Genomic DNA, 16,621 nt, shown 5'->3' on the forward strand with positions numbered 1-16,621 from the left:
GGTCTACTCACCCCCGTCCGGTGATTGCACCGACCGGGCCAGCCGGTGCACTTGCCGCCGTGTCGCTGGGTACAACTCGGCGTACGTGCGGAACAACGTCTCGTAGGTGGAAGCAGTCGCCGGATCAGGGCGCACGGTGTGATCGAGCTGCGCCCAATCGGTGTCCGGGGCAACCAGTCCGACACCGATCGCGGCCAGCAGCGCGTCGCCGTACGCGGCGCCGATGGTCTGTGCGGGAACTTGTTGCTCAAGGCCACTGACGTCGCTGACGATCTGCGTCCACAACCCGCCCTGCGTGCCACCGCCGACCGCCACCACCCGGGCCGGCTGACCGGCCGCGGCCTCGAACTCGGCCACGATCTGGCGCACCCCGCAGGCAATGCCTTCGTACGTCGCTCGCAGCAGATGCCCGCGTCCGTGTCGCAAGGTCAGCCCGGCGATCACACCGCGGGCCAGCGGGTCGTAGATCGGGGTGCGCTCACCACTGAAGTACGGGAGCATCACGAGGCCTTCGCTGCCGGCCGGAACCGCCGCAGCCTCGGATACCAACGTCTCGAACGGGACTCCCCCGGTCAGGTCCTGCAACCAGGTGGTGATGATGCCGGAGGTCGCCATACCGGCGGCCAAGGTGTGTGAGGCCGGGTCGACACCGGAGGTGGTCCAGAGGCCGCGCACGCTGGTCGGTGCGGTGAGTACCTGGACGAAGAACATCGTCGAGCCGTACATCAGCATCAGATCGCCGGGCTTCCGGACGCCGACGCTGAACGCCTCGGCCCAGGCATCGACAGTGCCTGCGACGACCGGAGTGCCCTGGGCCAGACCGGTAGCAGCCGCGGCTGCCTCGTGCACGATGCCGACCTGGTCCGCCGGCCACACCAGTCGCGGCAAGGCCAGGCCGGGGAGCACTTCCTCAACCCAGTCGGTTGCCCACTGCTGTTCTTGGATGTCGTAGAACGGGTCGCACTGACTCGCCGTGTGGTGATCGAGCACCCACTCGCCGGTCAGCTGCGCGACGACGTACGTGTGTGCGCTGAACCAGCGGTCCTGTGCTCGCCAGTCGGAGTCCGCCATCCGCCGCAGCCACGCCAGCTTCGGACCGATCGCCTGGCTGGACAAGTCCTTGCCACAGCGGGCCAGGATCGCATCCGCGCCGAGCTGCTTGGTGATCTCGTCGATCTCCGCGGTCGCGCGGGTGTCGACGCCGTACAGGATGGCTTTGCGGCGCGGCTTGAGGTTGTCATCGGTCTGCACGACACAAGGCCCGAGCCCGGAAACGCAGACCGCCGCAATCCGCTTGTCCGGGTGCGCCGCGGTGAGCTCACGCAGCACCTCGACGACATCACCCCACCAGTCCCGCTCGGCATCCATCTCCGCCCACCCCGGCTGCGGGAACGTCGGCGCATGATCGCGTCGCGCCATCGCCACCACAACGCCATCGGTCGTGGTCAGCACACCCTTGGTGCTGCCAGTCCCGATGTCGACCCCGATCAGGTGACTCATGCCGTCACTCTCCGGGTTGGCAGGAGGGCGGACAAGGCTGTTCCCCAGGTGTTCAGCAAGACCATGGTTACTAGCAACAAGCCCTGGCAGATGTTCACTACATGCGAGCTGACGCTGAGGGATAGGAGTCCGGCGCCAAGGAGCTGCATGGCGATCGCTGCGATCACGACTCCGGCGACAGTCAGGTAACCGCCTTCCGGATCGACGCCGGCCAGGACGGCGATCACCACGGCCAGCAGCACGTAGGACGAACCGTAGTCCGAGTTCGCGCCACCGGCTCGCGCGGAGATGATCAGACCGGCCACGCCACCGAGTGCACCGCTCATCACGTACGTCGCCAGCAGCACACGGCCGCGACGGATACCACTGAAGTCGGCGGCGGTCGGGTTCGCGCCGACCAGCCGCATCCGGAAGCCCAGTGGGGTCTTGGCGACCACGATCCCGATGATCACGGCCGCGATCAGCATCACCCAGAAGATCAGCGGTACGCCGGCCACGGTGAGCAAGGCGATTCGCGTGAACGAATCCGGCAGTCCTTTGACCACAGTCCCGCTCGACGCGACCAGTGCGAGTCCTGAGAACAACTGACCGGTCGCAAGCGTGGCCAGGATCGGCGGCACGTGTTTGAAGCCGACCAGGTATCCGTTGACCGCTCCACACGCCAGTGCAACCCCGACCGCGGCCAGCATCGCGAGACCCGGTGACTGATGGCCGTTCGTCATGATCAGTGCGGCGACGACACCGGACAGGTTCGCGATCGACACCACGGACAGGTCGATTCCGGCGGTCAACATGGTCAACGCCATGGCCAGGCTGAGGATCGCCACCTCGGGCGACGCCAATTCGACGTACTGGAGGTTTTGTCCGCTCAGGAAGACCGTGGGGTTCAGGATGCCGAACACGACGACGATCGCGACGGCGACCACCAGAAGCCGGATGAAGCTGGCTCGGGTGCCCATGGTGAGCAGCAAGCTGCGGAGGCGCTCAGGCATTGGTCACCTCCGGCGCGGGCGCGTCCAGGATCGGCCGGATCCGTTGCCGACGGCTGATCGCGGTCTGCAGGAGGATGCCGCCGATCAGCAGGGCGCCGACTGCGGCCCGCTGCCAGATCGTCGGGATGCCGAGCGGGACGAGGGACGCGGTCACGAGGGAGATCAGCAGTACGCCGAGGACCGCGCCACGGACGGTCCCTCGACCACCGGTGATCGCGACGCCGCCGAGAACCACCGCGGCGAGAGTGTCGAGCTCGCGGCCCATGAAGGTAGTCGGGTCGGCGCGCCCGCTCAACGTGATCGAGATGATGCCGGCGAGCCCGGCGACCGCGCCGGCGATCGCGAACACCAGCACGCGGGTTCGCGGTACTGAGATCGCTGCCCTGGAGGCTGCCTCGGCGTCACCGCCGACTGCGAAGATACTGCGGCCGGCGATCGTGAATCGCAGGAACGCCCAGACCAGCACGCAGACCACGAGTACGACCAGGATCAGCACGTTGAGGCTGGTGGTCCCCCGGACTGCCCCCTTCACGGTGATCAGGTGCGTCGTACCGAGAGTTTGCACGGGTTGCGGCAGGGTCGAGATCACCTCGCCGCCGACGAACGCGAACATCGCCCCGAGGTAGATCGAGCTGGTCGCCAGGGTCGCGATCAGCACCGACGTCCGGGCGACGATGACCACGGCCGCGTTGATGAGACCGAGGCCGAGACCGATCGCCGTACTGATCGCGAAGACCGCCAGCGCACCGAAAGCGCCGTCACCTTGTGGGCCGTACTTGACCGTGGCGTAGGCGGAAAGGATGCCGACGGCAAGGAACGAGACGTCGATCCCACCGGACACCACGACCAGCATCACGCCAACCGCGAACAACATCCCGACCATCGACGCGGTGAGCACGTTGAACAGCGTCTGCAGACCGAAGAAGTCCGGGAACTTCAGGCTGACCCCGAGGACCAGGAGCGCCATCAACCCGACCAGGAGCAGTTCCTGGTTCGCCATCACTCGCCTCACGCGGTCACCGCCGCGACCACGGTGTCTTCGCGGAGTTCATCACCGCTGAGCTCGCGGACGATCCGGCCGCTGCGCACGACGAGCACGCGGTGGCACATCGAGATCAGCTCGGGGACGTCGTCACTGATGATCAGTACGCCGAGGCCCTGCAGGGACTGGGCGTTCAGTACGCCGAGGATGTCGAACTTGCTGCCGACGTCGACACCGACGGTCGGGCCGTTGAGGATCAACACCTTCGGTTCGCCGACGAGCCATTTGCCGAGCAGCACGCGCTGCGCGTTCCCGCCGGACAGTGAGCGAACCGGATCGGTCAGCTTGCCGAGCTTGATCCGGAGGTCGCGGACCACGCGCGCCTTCCGCCGTTCGATCGCTTCGGACTTCAGGAAGCCGCGCCGGGCCGGCAGGTGGGTCGCGACGATGTTGTCGCCGATCGGCTGATCGAGGAACAGGCCTTGGGTCAGCCGGTCCTCGGGGACGTATCCGATGCCTGCGGCAACCGCATCGGCGAGGGCGTTGATCGGGGTCGCCTTGCCGAGCACCTCGATCGTCCCGGTCTGGGCGGGCTTCACGCCGCAGATCGCCTCGGCGATCTCGGTCCGCCCGGAACCGAGCAGCCCCGCCAGGCCGACGATCTCGCCCTGACCGATCTCGAGATCCACGTCCGCGAACAGCGGCTCCCGGCCGAGCCCGGTCACCTTGAGCGCCGGGGCGCGACCCTTGTTGCGGGGTGCGACCCGGTCGAAGCTCTGACTGCCACGGCCGGTCATCGTCTCGGCCAACGATGCGTGGGTGAACTCGTCCGGCCGACCACTCGTCACGACCGCGCCATTACGCAGTACCGTCAGGCGTTCGGCGATCGAGAAGATCTCCTGCATCTTGTGCGAGATGAACGCCAGCGCGACCCCGGCCTCCTTCAGCCGGCCGACCGCCGCGAACAGCGCGTCCACCTCCTTCCAGGTGAGCGCGGTCGTCGGCTCGTCCATCGCGATGAACTTGGCCTCGTGCGCGAGCGCCCGCGCGATGGCGGTCAGCTGCCGCTCGGCCACGGTCAGCTCGCCGACCGGGATGTCCAGCTCGATCTCAACCCCGAGCCGTACGACGGCCCGCTCCGCCAGAGTGCGGGCCGCCGTACGGGAATAGAGACGCCGGCCGCCGGCCACGGAGCCGGGGAGGGCGATGTTCTCGGCCGCGGTCAGGTTCGGCATCAGGCTGAAGTCCTGGTAGATGACCTCGATCCCGGCCGACAGGGACTGCCGCGGCGTGAGGTGGTCGTACGTCGTACCGTCGACGATCACGTGGCCGGAGGTCGGGCGGTAGGCGCCACTGATCACCTTGAGCAGGGTGGACTTGCCGCACCCGTTCTCACCGGCGATGCAGTGCACCTCGCCGGGGCGGAATGCGACGCTGACGTCCGTCAGTGCCCTGACGCCTCCGAAGCGCTTGGAGACGCCGACCGCCTCGACGATGGGTGCTCGCATCGGAACCCGTTCAGAAGTCGTAGTTGCCGATCTCGGCTCTGGTGAGCACGAGCATGGCGTCTCCGAGGAAGACCTTGGGGTTCTGTGGCGAAACTGTCAGCTTTTCGTACCCCTTCACACCCAGGTTCGTGCCCTCGGCGAGCTGCTTGCCGTCGACGATGAGCTTGGCCGCGCTGAGCATCGCCTCACCGGCGAGCTGCGGGTCCCACAGGTAGATCGCGTCGATCGAGCCGTCGTTGACGAACGCCTTGGTCTGCGACGGGACGCCGGTGCCGAACACGCAGGTGTCGTTCTGCAGGCCGGCCTCCTTGACGGCGCGAGCGATACCCGGGATGTCCTCCGACGACGCGCCCTGGAAGCCGGCCAGCTTCGGGTGCGCCTGGAGAAGCTCCTTGGCCTTGCGGTACGCCTGGTCGCCGTTGTTGTTCGACTCGACCGGAGCGCTCACCCGCTTCATGCCGGGGAACTTCTGCTGCTGAAGCTCGTACCCCGCCTCGGTCCAGGCCATGTGGGTCGCGGCCGTCAGCGTGCCGACGAACTGCACGTACTCGCCGCTGCCCTTCATGCACGAGGCCAGGTCGGTCATGATCCGCTGCCCGTACTTCGCGTTGTCGAACGCCTCGATATCCGCGTCGACATCGGTCAGCGCCGGCGCCTCGTGGGTGACCACCTTGATACCGGCCGCCCGCGCCTGCTTGATCACCGGGATCACCGAACTGGGATCCGACGGCACGATCGCCAGCGCGGCCGGCTTCTGCGCGATCAGGCCCTGGATCAGGCTGACCTGCTGCTCGGGGCTGTTCGTCGACGGTCCGGTCTGGGTCGCGGTCACCTTGGCGGTGGTCGCGAACTGCTTGACGCCCTGGTTCATCCGATCGAACCACGCAATGCCGGTCAGCTTGACCACATTGATGTAGGCGCCGCCCGCACTGGATGAGGAGGAGGGGTTTCCGGCGGGCGGCGCCGTCTTGCCCTGATCCACCGTCCCGCACCCGGCCAGCATTGCAATCAGTACGGCGCCGGGCACTAGCAGTGACGGCTTCTTCATGCAAAACTCCTCTGGCGGTCGGCAAACCAGCGTTTGTATTGTCATGCACGTTTCCGCACGACCACTGCACGAATTCGTGCAGTGCGCCTCACTCTGGCGGCTGGTTCCGGTCTATGTCAATGGTGAGTGACGACCCGATTTCGGGCAGTTAGAACCTTACCGGGCCGGTGACCGATGGTTTACAGTCGTGCACTACCCGGAGGGAGGCGACGGATGCGGTTACGACTCAACACCCGCCAGCGGGCGATCCTCCGCGAGGTCGAGGGCCGCGAGTACGTCGAGGTCAAGGACCTCGCCCACCGCCTCGACGTCGACGTCTCGACGATCCGCCGCGACCTGCAAGGACTCGTCCGCGACGACCTGGTCGAACGCCTGCACGGCGGCGTCCGGCGCCGTACCGTCGACAGCCCACCGGTCGCCTTCGCCACCACCCCCGACAGCGGCGTCGACGCCATCGCGCACACCGCCCGCCGGATGGTCCGCAACGGCGACCGGATCGCCCTCGGCGCCGGCGTCTGCATCGACCGCCTGGTCAGCACCCTCCTCGACGTCGAAGACCTCACCGTCGTCACCACCGACCTCCAGTCGGCCGAACGCCTCAGCCGCCAACCCAACATCCGCGTCGTCATCGCCGGCGGCGAACTCCGCGACGCCCCCGGCTCCACCGTCGTCTCCGGCGCCGCCACCGCCGAGTTCCTCGCCACCCAGCAAGCCGACTGGGTCTTCCTCGAGGTAGACGGCATCCACCCCTTCGCCGGCATCACCACCTCGCACGCCTGGCACGTCTCCACCGCCAGAGCGTTGCTGTCCGCCGGCGACCGCCGAGTAGGCCTGGCCCGCTCCCAAGCCTTCGGCGCCCGCTGCGTCGGCTTCATCGCCGAAGCCTCCGAACTGGACCTGGTCATCACCGACGACCGCCTCACCGACGCCGAACTCCCCGCCTTCGCCGGCCGCATAGTCCGAGCCTCCCTGGACCCCACCGACGACTGGCGCACCGAACAACCCCCCACCTACCACCCACCCCGCCGCCTCTAACACCTTGCCCGGAGCATTTTCGGCGCCACGACCCGAAAATATTCCGACCAGCGCAAACCAGCAGTCGTGATGGCCCGGCGGTCCACGCAACCTCGCCGTACGTCCCGCCCCACACCGGCCCCAGTCGCGTCGCACACCGGCTTCGCTCGCGCCGCACACCGGCTTCGCTCGCGAGACACGGTGGCTTCAGTCGCGGGCGCACGGTGAATTCAGTCGCCGCCCACGACACGCATCCACCGACTGTCGGAAGAGTGTCGCCGGAAACCCCTTACCAGCAACACGGTCCTCCCACTGAACCCGGAACTTCCCACACTCGCACACCGGCTTCGGTCGCGAGACACGGTGGCTTCAGTCGCCGGGCGCACGGTGGCTTCGGTCGCGGGGGACGTCATGGCGGGGCCGGGGTGGTGGAGCTTGTTTGTGGCTAGTGGTTGGTCGGAGTATTTTCGGCGCCACGACCCGAAAATGTTCCGACTAGCGCGACATCGGGCACCTCAGCCATAGCCCGTCAGGCCTCGGCGACGTGAAGGGCGGGCGCCTGGCTCGCCATCCGGCTCAGCCATCTGCTTGGCGCGCCCTCTCGTTTTGTCGGCCGTCTTTTGGCGGTCGAGTCGCGTACGGCGGCCGGGGGCGCGAGCGACTCGGCCGGGGGCGTTCGCTGGGGCTGAGCAGGGCTGCGGCCGACTAAAAGAAGGGGTGGCTGGGCGATGCGGTGGCTGAGGGGGGATGGCGAGGTCGGCTACCGAGGCTGCAGGTTGTCTGGGGCTGACGGGCTTGGGTTGCGGTTCGGGAAGAGGGCGCCTGGCGACTGCCCCTCACCTCACCTGGGCTAGATGCTTGGGGCGGTAATTCTTTCTCATATAGCGCCCCAAAGTTACCGATTCAGGCGGCGGTTGCTGGGGTGGCGAATTGGGTGGCGTGGAGTTCGGCGTAGAGGCCGTTGGCGGCTAGTAGGTCGGTGTGGGTGCCGTGTTCGCGGATTTGGCCGTTGTCGAGGACGAGGATCTGGTCGGCGTTGCGGATGGTGGAGAGGCGGTGGGCGATGACCAGGGAGGTTCGGCCGGTTAGGGCGTTGGCCAGGGCTGCTTGTACGGCGGCTTCGGATTCGGAGTCGAGGTGAGCTGTCGCTTCGTCGAGGATGACGATTGAGGGGGATTTGAGGAGCAGGCGGGCGATGGCTAGGCGCTGTCGTTCGCCGCCGGATAGGCGGTAGCCGCGGTCGCCTACGACCGTGTCTAGGCCGTCCGGCAGGGCGTCGATCATGGGGGCGATCTGGGCCGCCGTCAGGGCCTCGTGGAGCTCGGCTTCGGTGGCTTCGGGGCGGGCCAACAGCAGGTTGGAGCGGATGGTGTCGTGGTACATGTGCGAGTCCTGGGTGACCACGCCGATCACGTCGTGGAGTGAGCGTTGGGACACCTCGCGGACGTCGTGACCGCCGACCAGGATCGCGCCGCCGGTGACGTCGTACATGCGGGAGACGAGCGAAGCGAGGGTGGTTTTGCCAGCTCCGGATGGGCCGACGACGGCGACCATTTCGCCGGGGCGGACCGAGAAGCTGACGCCCTTGAGCACCTCTTCGCCGGTCTCGGCCGACAGGGTTGCCACTGACTCGAGTGAGGCGAGGGAGACCTCGGCCGCGGAGGGGTAGTGGAAATGGACCTGGTCGAATTCGATCGACGGTTCGACGTCGGGCGGGAGTTCTTTCGCGTCCTTGCGGTCGGCAACCATCGGCGGGAGGTCGAGAACCTCGAGCACTCGCTCGAAGCTGACGAGCGTGGTCATGATGTCGACCTGGACGTTGGAGAGTGCGGTCAGCGGACCATAGAGCCTCGCCAGATAGGCGGTCAGCGCAACGACTGTGCCGATGCCGAGTGCGCCCTGTACGGCGAAGACGCCGCCGACGCCGTACACGAGCGCCACGGCGAGCGCTGCGACGAGAGTGAGCGAGACGCGGAAGATGCCGGCGTACATGGAGGTGGTGACGCCGATGTCGCGAACGCGCGCGGCCTTGTCGGCGAAGTCCTTGGACGACTCCTGGCTGCGGCCGAAGATCTTGGCCAGCATGGCGCCGGCGACATTGAAGCGTTCGGTCATGGTCTGCGCCATGGTCGCGTTCAGCCGGTAGGTCTCGGCTGTTGCCTCGCGCAACCGACCGGCCATCAACCGGGCCGGGAGGATGAAGAGCGGTAGCAGGACCAGCGCGAGCAGAGTGATCTGCCACGACATCACGAACATCGCGGCGAGCACGAGAGTGACGCTCAGGACGTTGCTGACGACGTTCGACAGGGTTGAGGTGAAGGCTTGCTGGGCGCCGAGGACGTCACCATTGAGCCGCTGGATCAGCGCACCGGTCTGGGTGCGGCTGAAGAACGCGATCGGCATCTGCTGCACGTGGTCGAAGACGGAGGTGCGCAGGTCGTAGACGAGCCCCTCGCCGATCCGCGCGGAGAACCAGCGCTGGGCCAGCGTGACGGCACCGCTGACGATCGCCAGCAGGGCAACGACGAGCGCGAGCCAGATGACGAGAGCGGTGTTCTTGGGGACGATGCCGCGGTCGATGATCGCGCGGTACAGCAGCGGGGTGGCCGCGCCGGCGCTGGCGTCGATCGCGACGAGCAGGAGGAAGGCGGCCAGGTAGCCGCGATAGGGAACAGCGAATCCGGCGATGCGGCGCAAGGTGCCCGCGGAGAGTTTGTGGTGCCGGACGGAGGAGTCCTTCAGCAGTGAGCGCATCGCTCGCCCACCACCGCCTCCCGCCCCCGGCATTCCGGAGATCTGTGACATCGAGGCCTTTCGGTTCAGGATCAGATATGCTGAGGTTACCTCACTATGAGGCAAACTCACAAGACCGTCTCCCGTTAGGCTCCTCCCGTGACAGCGTCCGACGACACCGCCGAACAGATCGCCGCCCGGCTCGACGACATCTTGCGCAGGCAGCGGCGTGCCGCGAAGGCTGATGTCGAAGGCCTGACCCACGGCCGCTTCCGCGTCCTGCGCACCCTCGACCAGGCCGACCGGCCGCTGCGCCTGAGCGAGCTCGCCACCCAGCTCGGCATCGTCCCGCGCTCGGCCACCTCGGTCGTCGACGACCTCGAGGCCGGCGGCCTGCTCGCACGCCAGCCCGACCCGCACGACCGCCGCGCCACCCTCGTCGCGCTCACCCCGGCCGGCGCCGACCTGCTCGCCACCGTCCGCCGCAACCGCCGCGACGCGATGGTCACCCTGCTCGACCGCCTCACCCCGGACGAACAGTCCACCCTGCTGAGCCTCCTGAACCGCCTCGCCGACGACTGACAGATTCCCCCAGATCCGGTACGGCGATCGCTAGCATCCGAACCGTGCTGAGGTGGTGGGACGGGATCACGCGGGCGCTGCTCGCGGCGGCAGGCGTCGTACTGCTGCCGGTGCTGTGGGTCCCGCACTTCCTGGTCGGTGCGACCATCCCGGCTCTGCTGGGCTGGGACGTCCTAGCACTCGCCTTCCTCAGTCGACAGATCTGGACCATGCGGCGCGGCCGAGTCGCAGCCGACACCGAGGGGGCGCCGACTTGGTTGCTGTCGGCCCGCTTGATGCGACTGCGATTCGGCGCACTGCTCGTGGCCAGTGCCGCCGGACTCTCGAGCGGGATGCTGATCGTGGCAGTGGATGCAGACGACGACGGTACCCAGTGGGATCTCTGGATCATTCGCTTGCTGGCGGCAACGACCGTCGTACTGGCTTGGTTGATTCTGCATGTCGGTTATGCGATGCACTACGCAAATATCTACTTCGGCACCGGCAACGGCATCACGTTCCCGGGAACCAGTACGCCGAACTTCCTCGACTTCGCGTATTTCGCGTTCACGATCGGGGCGACGTTCGCGACCTCCGATGCCGAGATCACCAGCAGGCGGCTTCGGCATGCGGTGATCTGGCATTCGGTGCTGTCGTTCTTCTACAACGCCGCCGTCCTCGGGATCGCGATCGGCGCGTTCACCGGCAAGTAGCTACTGCCGCAGGTGGTTGATGATGCCGTCGATGTCTTCGATCATGCGGTCGTGGCGGATGAAGTGGCCGCCGCCGTCTTCGTGGTGGGTGTACGGGATGCCGGCCTGATCGAGGGCAGCCCGGAACTCGCGATGCCCGGCCAGGACCTGGGTTTCGTTGATGTAGTCACCCGGGTCGGAGCTGGGCGAGGTGCCGGCGACGAGGAAGATGCGCTTGCCTCGGTAGCGTTCGAGGTTCTGCATCGGGTTGTCGGCGGTGACCCGGGCTTCGTCCCAGGGGACGCCGTAGATCGTCCCGCCGTTGAGTTCGACGGCGGCCGACGACGCGTTCGCCCATTGCGCGACGAGGCCGCCGTCGCGCCGGATGCTGGCCGGGCCGGAGTGCGAGCTCACCGAGGCGAAGTGACCGAAGTACTTGGCGGTGTACTTCAGCGCTCCGAAGCCGCCCATCGAGAAGCCCGAGACGGCGCGCCCGGCGAACTCGGCGTACGTGCGGAAGTTGGCGTCGATCCACGGGATCAGCTGGTTGAGGTGGAAGCTCTCGTAGTTGCGCGGGCCGACATTGGTGGTGACCGGGTTCGAGTACCAGCCGGCCTTTCCTCCGTCCGGCATCACGATGATGATCGGCTTACCCGCCGTCCACGCCCGGATACCCTCGCGGTCGAAGGTGATGAAGTCCTGCAGACCGCCGTGCAGCAGGTACAGAACGGGGTACCGGCGACCGCCGCTTTCGTGATAGCCATCGGGCAGCAGCACGTTCACCGCGGGCTGCCAGCCGATCTCGGCGGTCTGGAAGCGGTAGTACCACATCCGCGGATCCGCCTGGTTGCTGTCGACGATGTGCAGGCCGAAACCATCATCGGCAGCGCTGGCCGCGGCAGAGGTGGCCAGAATGGTTCCAGCGCCGAGGCCTGCCGCGACCGTCAGGCCGCCGGCGGCCTTCAGCACGGTTCTCCGGGTGGGGCGGTGCTCACTCACCATGATCTCCTGGGGAGAGAAGGGACAGTCACCGTAAGTCACGGTGCCTATCTAAGTTAGTACCATAACTTAGGGGTCAGCAGATTCGAGGAGGGTTGTGACAGGGACTTCGCCCCGGCGCAAGACCGGTGGCCGGCAGGCGCAGATCGGGCTCGCGGACATCGAGCGCGAAGGGCTGCGCCTCGGCCTCGCGAACCTCACCGTGAACGGCGTCGCCGGCGCGCTCGGCGTCACCCCGGCTGCGCTCTACCGCCATGTCGACGGCAAGTTCGGCCTGGAGTCGGTCGTCGGCGAGGCGATGCTCGCCGAACTGAGCGTCCTCGATGACCCGGCCGACGAACTGAACGCTCACCTGCTGTCGTTCGCTCAGCAGCTCCGCACGTTCATCATCGACCGGCCCGGACTCGCGGCGTACCTGCAGACTCTGTTCCCCCGCGGCGCTTCCGGTTTGCGCCTGCAGCGCGAGGCGGTCGAGGCGCTCGGACGACGTGGGTACGGCGCTGCTGGAGCTGTCATGTTGTCGGGAACGGTCGCGTCCCTCGCCATCAACCTGACCGCCGCCGAGGAGCGCCACCGGCCGTACCACGACGGGCCTCATCAACGGGAGCTCGAGAAGGTCTACGCCCTGCTCGCGACCGACGAGGTCCTCGCGCCCGTTCACGCGGAACTGCCGGCCATTTCCAGCGGCGACTACTTCCTGATGGTGATGACCGCCTGCATCCGCGGCCTCACCACCGCGGCCCCACCCAACCGGCCGGTGACCGAGATCCTCACCGATCTCGGCCTGACCGATTGAGCAGTTCGCTCAATCGACGGCGTCCGCGACGAGGGCGGTGGTTTGGTCGAGACATGCGTATTGCGAAGACATCACCTGCTGAGGCGGCTCAGTTGTTGCGGGACGACCAAGGCCTGCTGCTGGCCGCGATTGACGGATTGACGGAGGACGAGCTGCGAGCGCCGTACCAGGTGAGCGACGGACCGCTCGGCCACTTCTGCGACTCGTTGCACGACCTGGTCGGCCACGTGCTGATGTGGGACGAGATCACGCTCGCTGTCCTGCGTGATGCTCGGAACGGGCGGATGCACTGGAGCCTGGATCCGCGCTGGGAGACCCCTTCGGCCGGGAGCGCCTTGAATGTCGGCGGGGTCGAGGCTGGGCGGCACATTCCGTCGGAGTTGACCTTGCACCGCTACCGCAGCGTGGGTGCTGCATTGCTGGCCGAGATCGAGCAGTACGACGACGCGGCGTGGGCCGATCCGGCGACCGGCGGCGGGTACGACGGTGGGATCGGGGCGCTGGCCGAGTACGTGTCGACTCCCCCGGGGCACGAGATCTTCGGGCACGCGGCGCGCCACCTGAAGGCCGCATGAGCACGGTCGTTGCCGAGAGCATCGACAGTCCGGTGTTCGCCGGTGAGACCGATGCCTTGCTCAACCGGTTCGCGAACGAACCGGCCGGTCCTTCGCTTGGCCCGTACCTGGCTCTGCTGAACGACCGGTTGGAGCTTCCGGACCCCGAACTGGCTGGAATGGTGGATCCGCGGACGAACCCGCGCGACCTTCGGATCGATCTGCCGGGACGCACTCTCGAGGCGCGCGTCTATCAGCCTGTTCACAGCACTGGCCCGGCACCGATCGTGCTCTGGCTGCACGGCGGTGGGTTCATCGGTGGTCACTTGCGTGACATCGAGTACGCGACGTCCGGGATCGCTGCCGCCGGCAACGTTGTGGTTGTCTCGCTCAACTATCGGCTGGCGCCGGAAGACCCTTATCCGGCTGGGCTGAACGACGTGCACGACGCTTTGATCTGGATTCGTGAACACGCTGCCGAGTTAGGTGGCGACGGGCGGATCGCGGTCGGTGGTCAGAGCGCCGGTGCCGGGCTCGCGGCCGGGGCGTGTCTCGTTGCCCGGGACAACGGCAGCCCGCTGCCTGATCACCAGATCCTCTGTTACCCCAGTCTCGACCACGAGCAGGACACCGAGTCGTACCGGTTGTTCGACGGAACTTTCCTCAGCATCGCGCCGGGTCGCTGGTCATCCGCCCAGTACTTCCCCACCGGCGAGCTGCCGGCGGCCGCCGTACCGCTGCGTGCTGCGTCCCTTGCCCGGCTGCCGCCCGCGCTCATCCTCGCGGCTGGGCGCGACCCGCTGCGGGACGACGCTCGGCACTATGCGGAGCGTCTCGACGGGCCGGTCAGGCTGGTCGAGTACGCCGAAACTATGCATGCCTTTCTCAACTTCCCGGCCGTGCTGTCGGCCGGGCGGCATGCGGTCGAGTTGATCGGCGCGCACCTCCGGGAGGTGTTCTACCCGCCGGCGTGATCGGCGCCGTGATTGAAGAAACGCCCCGGGTCGCTGGCCGCGCGCGGCCCGGACGCCATCCATGCGGCGAACTCTTCGGGGTACCGGCGTTCGAGCTCGTCGAGATAAGCCCGCCGTACGTCGATCGTCGCGGACCAGTGGTCGGGGCGCTGCAGTTCGGTGAAGCTGCGGCGCCAGGCCAGGCAGAGTTCGGTGGCCGACATCTCGCTCAGCTGGTCGGCCGGTTCGAGTTCCAGTTCCAGTTCGGGGACAGCGAGGTCGACCGGCTCGACGACGACTCGCTTGAGTTTCTTCGGCGCCTTGGGGGTCGGGGTCTGCGGGATCCAGCCGAACCAGGCGACGACCGGTGGCGACGTCCCGGCGATGAGCAGGAGCAGCAGCAAGACTTCGGATCCCGCGGCCACGCCGTACCCGAGGATCGCCAGTCCACTGACGCCGGCGAGGAGCGCCCACCGCGGCGCCGCCCGGAACACCTGATCCGGCGGCCGCTCGCACGACAACCCGAAACTCACCGAGATCGCGCCGACCATGAACGCGGCCAGCAAGAACGTCGCCAGAGCCGGCCCCGGCGCCACCAGCATCAGCGCCGACAGCACGCCGATGCCGGCCAGCGCACCTACAGCCGTGCGCCAGATCCGGGTGTACCGCACGCCGACGTACCTCTGCATGCCGCTCCAGTGCCCAATTCCGGCCGATACCAAGCGTGACCGGGTCTGTCGATCCGGGCACGCCGTGTTCGTCAGTTTCAGGTAACCACAAGCGAAGGAGGACACCAATGGGTGCCGATGACGTTTTCCCGATCGTGACGACCGCCGACCTGGACCGGCTGCTCGCTTTCTACACCGAAACCCTCGCCGCAACCGAGCACTACCGCTTCCCACCCGAAGGCCCACCCGCCTACGTCGGCCTCCACATCGGCGCAGCCTCCCTCGGCCTGGGCCACGACCCCAACCACCAACCGACCCCCGGCTCAATCGTCCTCTGGTTCTACGTCGCCAACTGCGACGCCACCACCACCCTGATCCGCCAGTCCGGCGGCCTCATCCTCGAAGAGCCGACCGACCAGCCCTGGGGCGAACGCACAGCCCGAGCCCAAGACCCCGACGGCAACTCCCTAGTCCTCGGCCAGCGCGCCCAATCCCCCGACCAACAGGACGTATAACCCCACCACCCACCCCCGCCCCGCTCACCACCTCAACCCCCAGCCCCAAATCCCCCGTATACGTCCTGTCCATCCGCAGATCGAAAGCCGGCCGGTTAGGGGGCTTGAGCGGTGGTGGCTCGGGTTATTAGGTGGGTGGGGATGGTGATGCGGGGAGCGGTGGGGGTGGTCGGGGATTGGAGGGTTTTGATGAGGAGGTGGGCGGCGGCGCGGCCGGCGGGGGCTGAGGCGGCGGAGACGCTGGTGAGGGCGGGGGTGGTGAGGGGGGCGAGGGTGTCGTCGCAGCCGATGAGGCTGAAGTCTTGGGGGACGGAGATGTTGCGGAGGGCCAGGCCGGCCAGGACGCCTTGGGAGACTACGTCGTCGAAGGCGATGGCCGCGGTGGCGCCGGAGGCGGTGATGGCGGTGACGGCGTCGCGGCCGGCGGTGTAGGTGGGGCGGCCTACCTCGATGATGTCTACGGTGAGGCCGGTGGTGGCGGAGGCTTCTATGAGGGTGGTACGGCGTTGTTGGTCGGACCAGGAGTCGCGGGGGCCGGCCAGGTAGACGAGGTGGCGGTGGTTGAGGTTCTTGAGGAGCATGACGGCTTCGGTCATGCCGCCGGACGAGTCGATCACCACTCGAGGGATGCCTTCGATGTCGCGGTTGACCAGTACGACGGGACGGGTGTGAGCGAGGTTGCGGATCAGCTCCTCGGACTGTCGTGAGGACGCCAGCACGAAGCCCTCGACCTGGGAACCGAGTCGCGTCACCAGCTTCGCCTCGCGTTCCGGCGACTCGTCGGAATCGCCCAGGAACACGGCCAGATCCGCCTCCTCGGCGACCGACTGCAGGGTTCGGACGAGCGGTGGGAAGAACGGGTTCGCGATATCGGGCACGATGACCGCGATGTTCCCGAATCGGCCGGTGGCCAATGCCCGGGCCGCCTGGTTTCCGACGTACCCGAGTCGTTCGGCGACCCCGCGCACGCGCTCAACGGTCTCGGTGTTCAGCATCTCCGGCCGGGTGAATGCGCGCGAGACCGTGGCTCGCGACACGCCCGCCAACCCGGCCACATCGCCCAACGTCACACCGACCCGCTGACCCATGGCGGACACCCTAGGACG

General features: G+C 67.4%; 16 protein-coding genes. 7 read left to right on the plus strand and 9 right to left on the minus strand.

What is annotated here, in order from left to right; genetic code table 11:
• Positions 1–3 precede the first annotated feature (3 nt).
• Genes ACFTSF_RS18410 through ACFTSF_RS18430 form a run of 5 tightly spaced genes read right to left on the minus strand, consistent with a single transcriptional unit; the run spans position 4 to position 6,030 of the window.
• On the minus strand, positions 4–1,500 hold the full coding sequence (locus ACFTSF_RS18410) for an FGGY-family carbohydrate kinase (protein WP_380154894.1): 1,497 nt from the start codon (positions 1,498–1,500) through the stop codon (positions 4–6).
• Positions 1,497–2,492 carry an ABC transporter permease gene (locus tag ACFTSF_RS18415; protein WP_344165131.1) on the minus strand — a complete coding sequence of 332 codons (996 nt, stop codon included), beginning with the start codon at positions 2,490–2,492 and terminating at the stop codon, positions 1,497–1,499. The genes ACFTSF_RS18410 and ACFTSF_RS18415 overlap by 4 nt, the downstream gene beginning before the upstream one ends.
• Positions 2,485–3,504, minus strand: coding sequence for an ABC transporter permease (locus tag ACFTSF_RS18420; RefSeq protein ID WP_380154895.1), 1,020 nt, complete (start codon positions 3,502–3,504; stop codon positions 2,485–2,487). The genes ACFTSF_RS18415 and ACFTSF_RS18420 overlap by 8 nt, the downstream gene beginning before the upstream one ends.
• On the minus strand, positions 3,501–4,982 hold the full coding sequence (locus ACFTSF_RS18425; protein ID WP_380154896.1) for a sugar ABC transporter ATP-binding protein: 1,482 nt from the start codon (positions 4,980–4,982) through the stop codon (positions 3,501–3,503). Before ACFTSF_RS18425 ends, ACFTSF_RS18420 begins: the two co-directional genes overlap by 4 nt.
• Positions 4,983–4,992: 10 nt before the next feature.
• Positions 4,993–6,030 carry an autoinducer 2 ABC transporter substrate-binding protein gene (locus tag ACFTSF_RS18430; RefSeq protein WP_380154897.1) on the minus strand — a complete coding sequence of 346 codons (1,038 nt, stop codon included), beginning with the start codon at positions 6,028–6,030 and terminating at the stop codon, positions 4,993–4,995.
• Positions 6,031–6,243: 213 nt separating this feature from the next.
• On the opposite strand from ACFTSF_RS18430, the gene ACFTSF_RS18435 reads away from it, so the two are divergent.
• Positions 6,244–7,065 carry a DeoR/GlpR family DNA-binding transcription regulator gene (locus ACFTSF_RS18435; RefSeq protein WP_344165139.1) on the plus strand — a complete coding sequence of 274 codons (822 nt, stop codon included), beginning with the start codon at positions 6,244–6,246 and terminating at the stop codon, positions 7,063–7,065.
• An 882-nt stretch (positions 7,066–7,947) separates the two neighbouring features.
• Here the strand turns inward: ACFTSF_RS18435 and ACFTSF_RS18440 are convergent.
• Entirely contained in the window at positions 7,948–9,798 is a 1,851-nt protein-coding gene (locus ACFTSF_RS18440; protein WP_380154898.1) for an ABC transporter ATP-binding protein, read from the minus strand.
• A 138-nt stretch (positions 9,799–9,936) separates the two neighbouring features.
• Between ACFTSF_RS18440 and ACFTSF_RS18445 the strand changes: the two genes are divergently transcribed.
• Both ACFTSF_RS18445 and ACFTSF_RS18450 read left to right on the plus strand, forming a co-directional pair.
• Positions 9,937–10,359, plus strand: a complete 423-nt coding sequence (locus tag ACFTSF_RS18445; protein ID WP_380154899.1) for a MarR family winged helix-turn-helix transcriptional regulator — start codon at positions 9,937–9,939, stop codon at positions 10,357–10,359.
• A gap of 44 nt (positions 10,360–10,403) precedes the next feature.
• Complete coding sequence (locus tag ACFTSF_RS18450) at positions 10,404–11,051, plus strand: DUF1345 domain-containing protein (RefSeq protein WP_380154900.1); 648 nt, start codon at positions 10,404–10,406, stop codon at positions 11,049–11,051.
• On the opposite strand, the gene ACFTSF_RS18455 is transcribed toward ACFTSF_RS18450, so the two are convergent.
• The gene (locus ACFTSF_RS18455; RefSeq protein WP_344165147.1) at positions 11,052–12,032 is read right to left on the minus strand and encodes an alpha/beta hydrolase-fold protein; all 981 of its coding nucleotides are present in this window, start codon (positions 12,030–12,032) and stop codon (positions 11,052–11,054) included. It lies immediately after the preceding gene.
• A gap of 94 nt (positions 12,033–12,126) precedes the next feature.
• Here ACFTSF_RS18455 and ACFTSF_RS18460 point away from each other — a divergent pair, with 94 nt between their 5' ends.
• The 3 genes from ACFTSF_RS18460 to ACFTSF_RS18470 are packed head-to-tail and all read left to right on the plus strand — an operon-like array spanning position 12,127 to position 14,353.
• Positions 12,127–12,825, plus strand: coding sequence for a hypothetical protein (locus ACFTSF_RS18460; protein WP_380154901.1), 699 nt, complete (start codon positions 12,127–12,129; stop codon positions 12,823–12,825).
• A gap of 53 nt (positions 12,826–12,878) precedes the next feature.
• On the plus strand, positions 12,879–13,400 hold the full coding sequence (locus tag ACFTSF_RS18465; protein WP_380154902.1) for a hypothetical protein: 522 nt from the start codon (positions 12,879–12,881) through the stop codon (positions 13,398–13,400).
• On the plus strand, positions 13,397–14,353 hold the full coding sequence (locus tag ACFTSF_RS18470) for an alpha/beta hydrolase (protein ID WP_380154903.1): 957 nt from the start codon (positions 13,397–13,399) through the stop codon (positions 14,351–14,353). The genes ACFTSF_RS18465 and ACFTSF_RS18470 overlap by 4 nt, the downstream gene beginning before the upstream one ends.
• On the opposite strand, the gene ACFTSF_RS18475 is transcribed toward ACFTSF_RS18470, so the two are convergent.
• On the minus strand, positions 14,338–15,021 hold the full coding sequence (locus ACFTSF_RS18475) for a hypothetical protein (RefSeq protein ID WP_380154904.1): 684 nt from the start codon (positions 15,019–15,021) through the stop codon (positions 14,338–14,340). The genes ACFTSF_RS18470 and ACFTSF_RS18475 overlap by 16 nt on opposite strands.
• A gap of 107 nt (positions 15,022–15,128) precedes the next feature.
• Between ACFTSF_RS18475 and ACFTSF_RS18480 the strand changes: the two genes are divergently transcribed.
• Complete coding sequence (locus ACFTSF_RS18480; protein WP_380154905.1) at positions 15,129–15,515, plus strand: VOC family protein; 387 nt, start codon at positions 15,129–15,131, stop codon at positions 15,513–15,515.
• Between the two features lie 95 nt (positions 15,516–15,610).
• On the opposite strand, the gene ACFTSF_RS18485 is transcribed toward ACFTSF_RS18480, so the two are convergent.
• Positions 15,611–16,603: a LacI family DNA-binding transcriptional regulator gene (locus tag ACFTSF_RS18485; protein ID WP_380154906.1), complete on the minus strand. Its 993-nt coding sequence runs from the start codon at positions 16,601–16,603 to the stop codon at positions 15,611–15,613.
• Positions 16,604–16,621: the final 18 nt, after the last annotated feature.

Origin of the sequence: Kribbella sp. NPDC056951 (genome assembly GCF_042674205.1) — a bacterium.
In the GTDB taxonomy this organism is placed as follows: domain Bacteria; phylum Actinomycetota; class Actinomycetes; order Propionibacteriales; family Kribbellaceae; genus Kribbella; species Kribbella yunnanensis.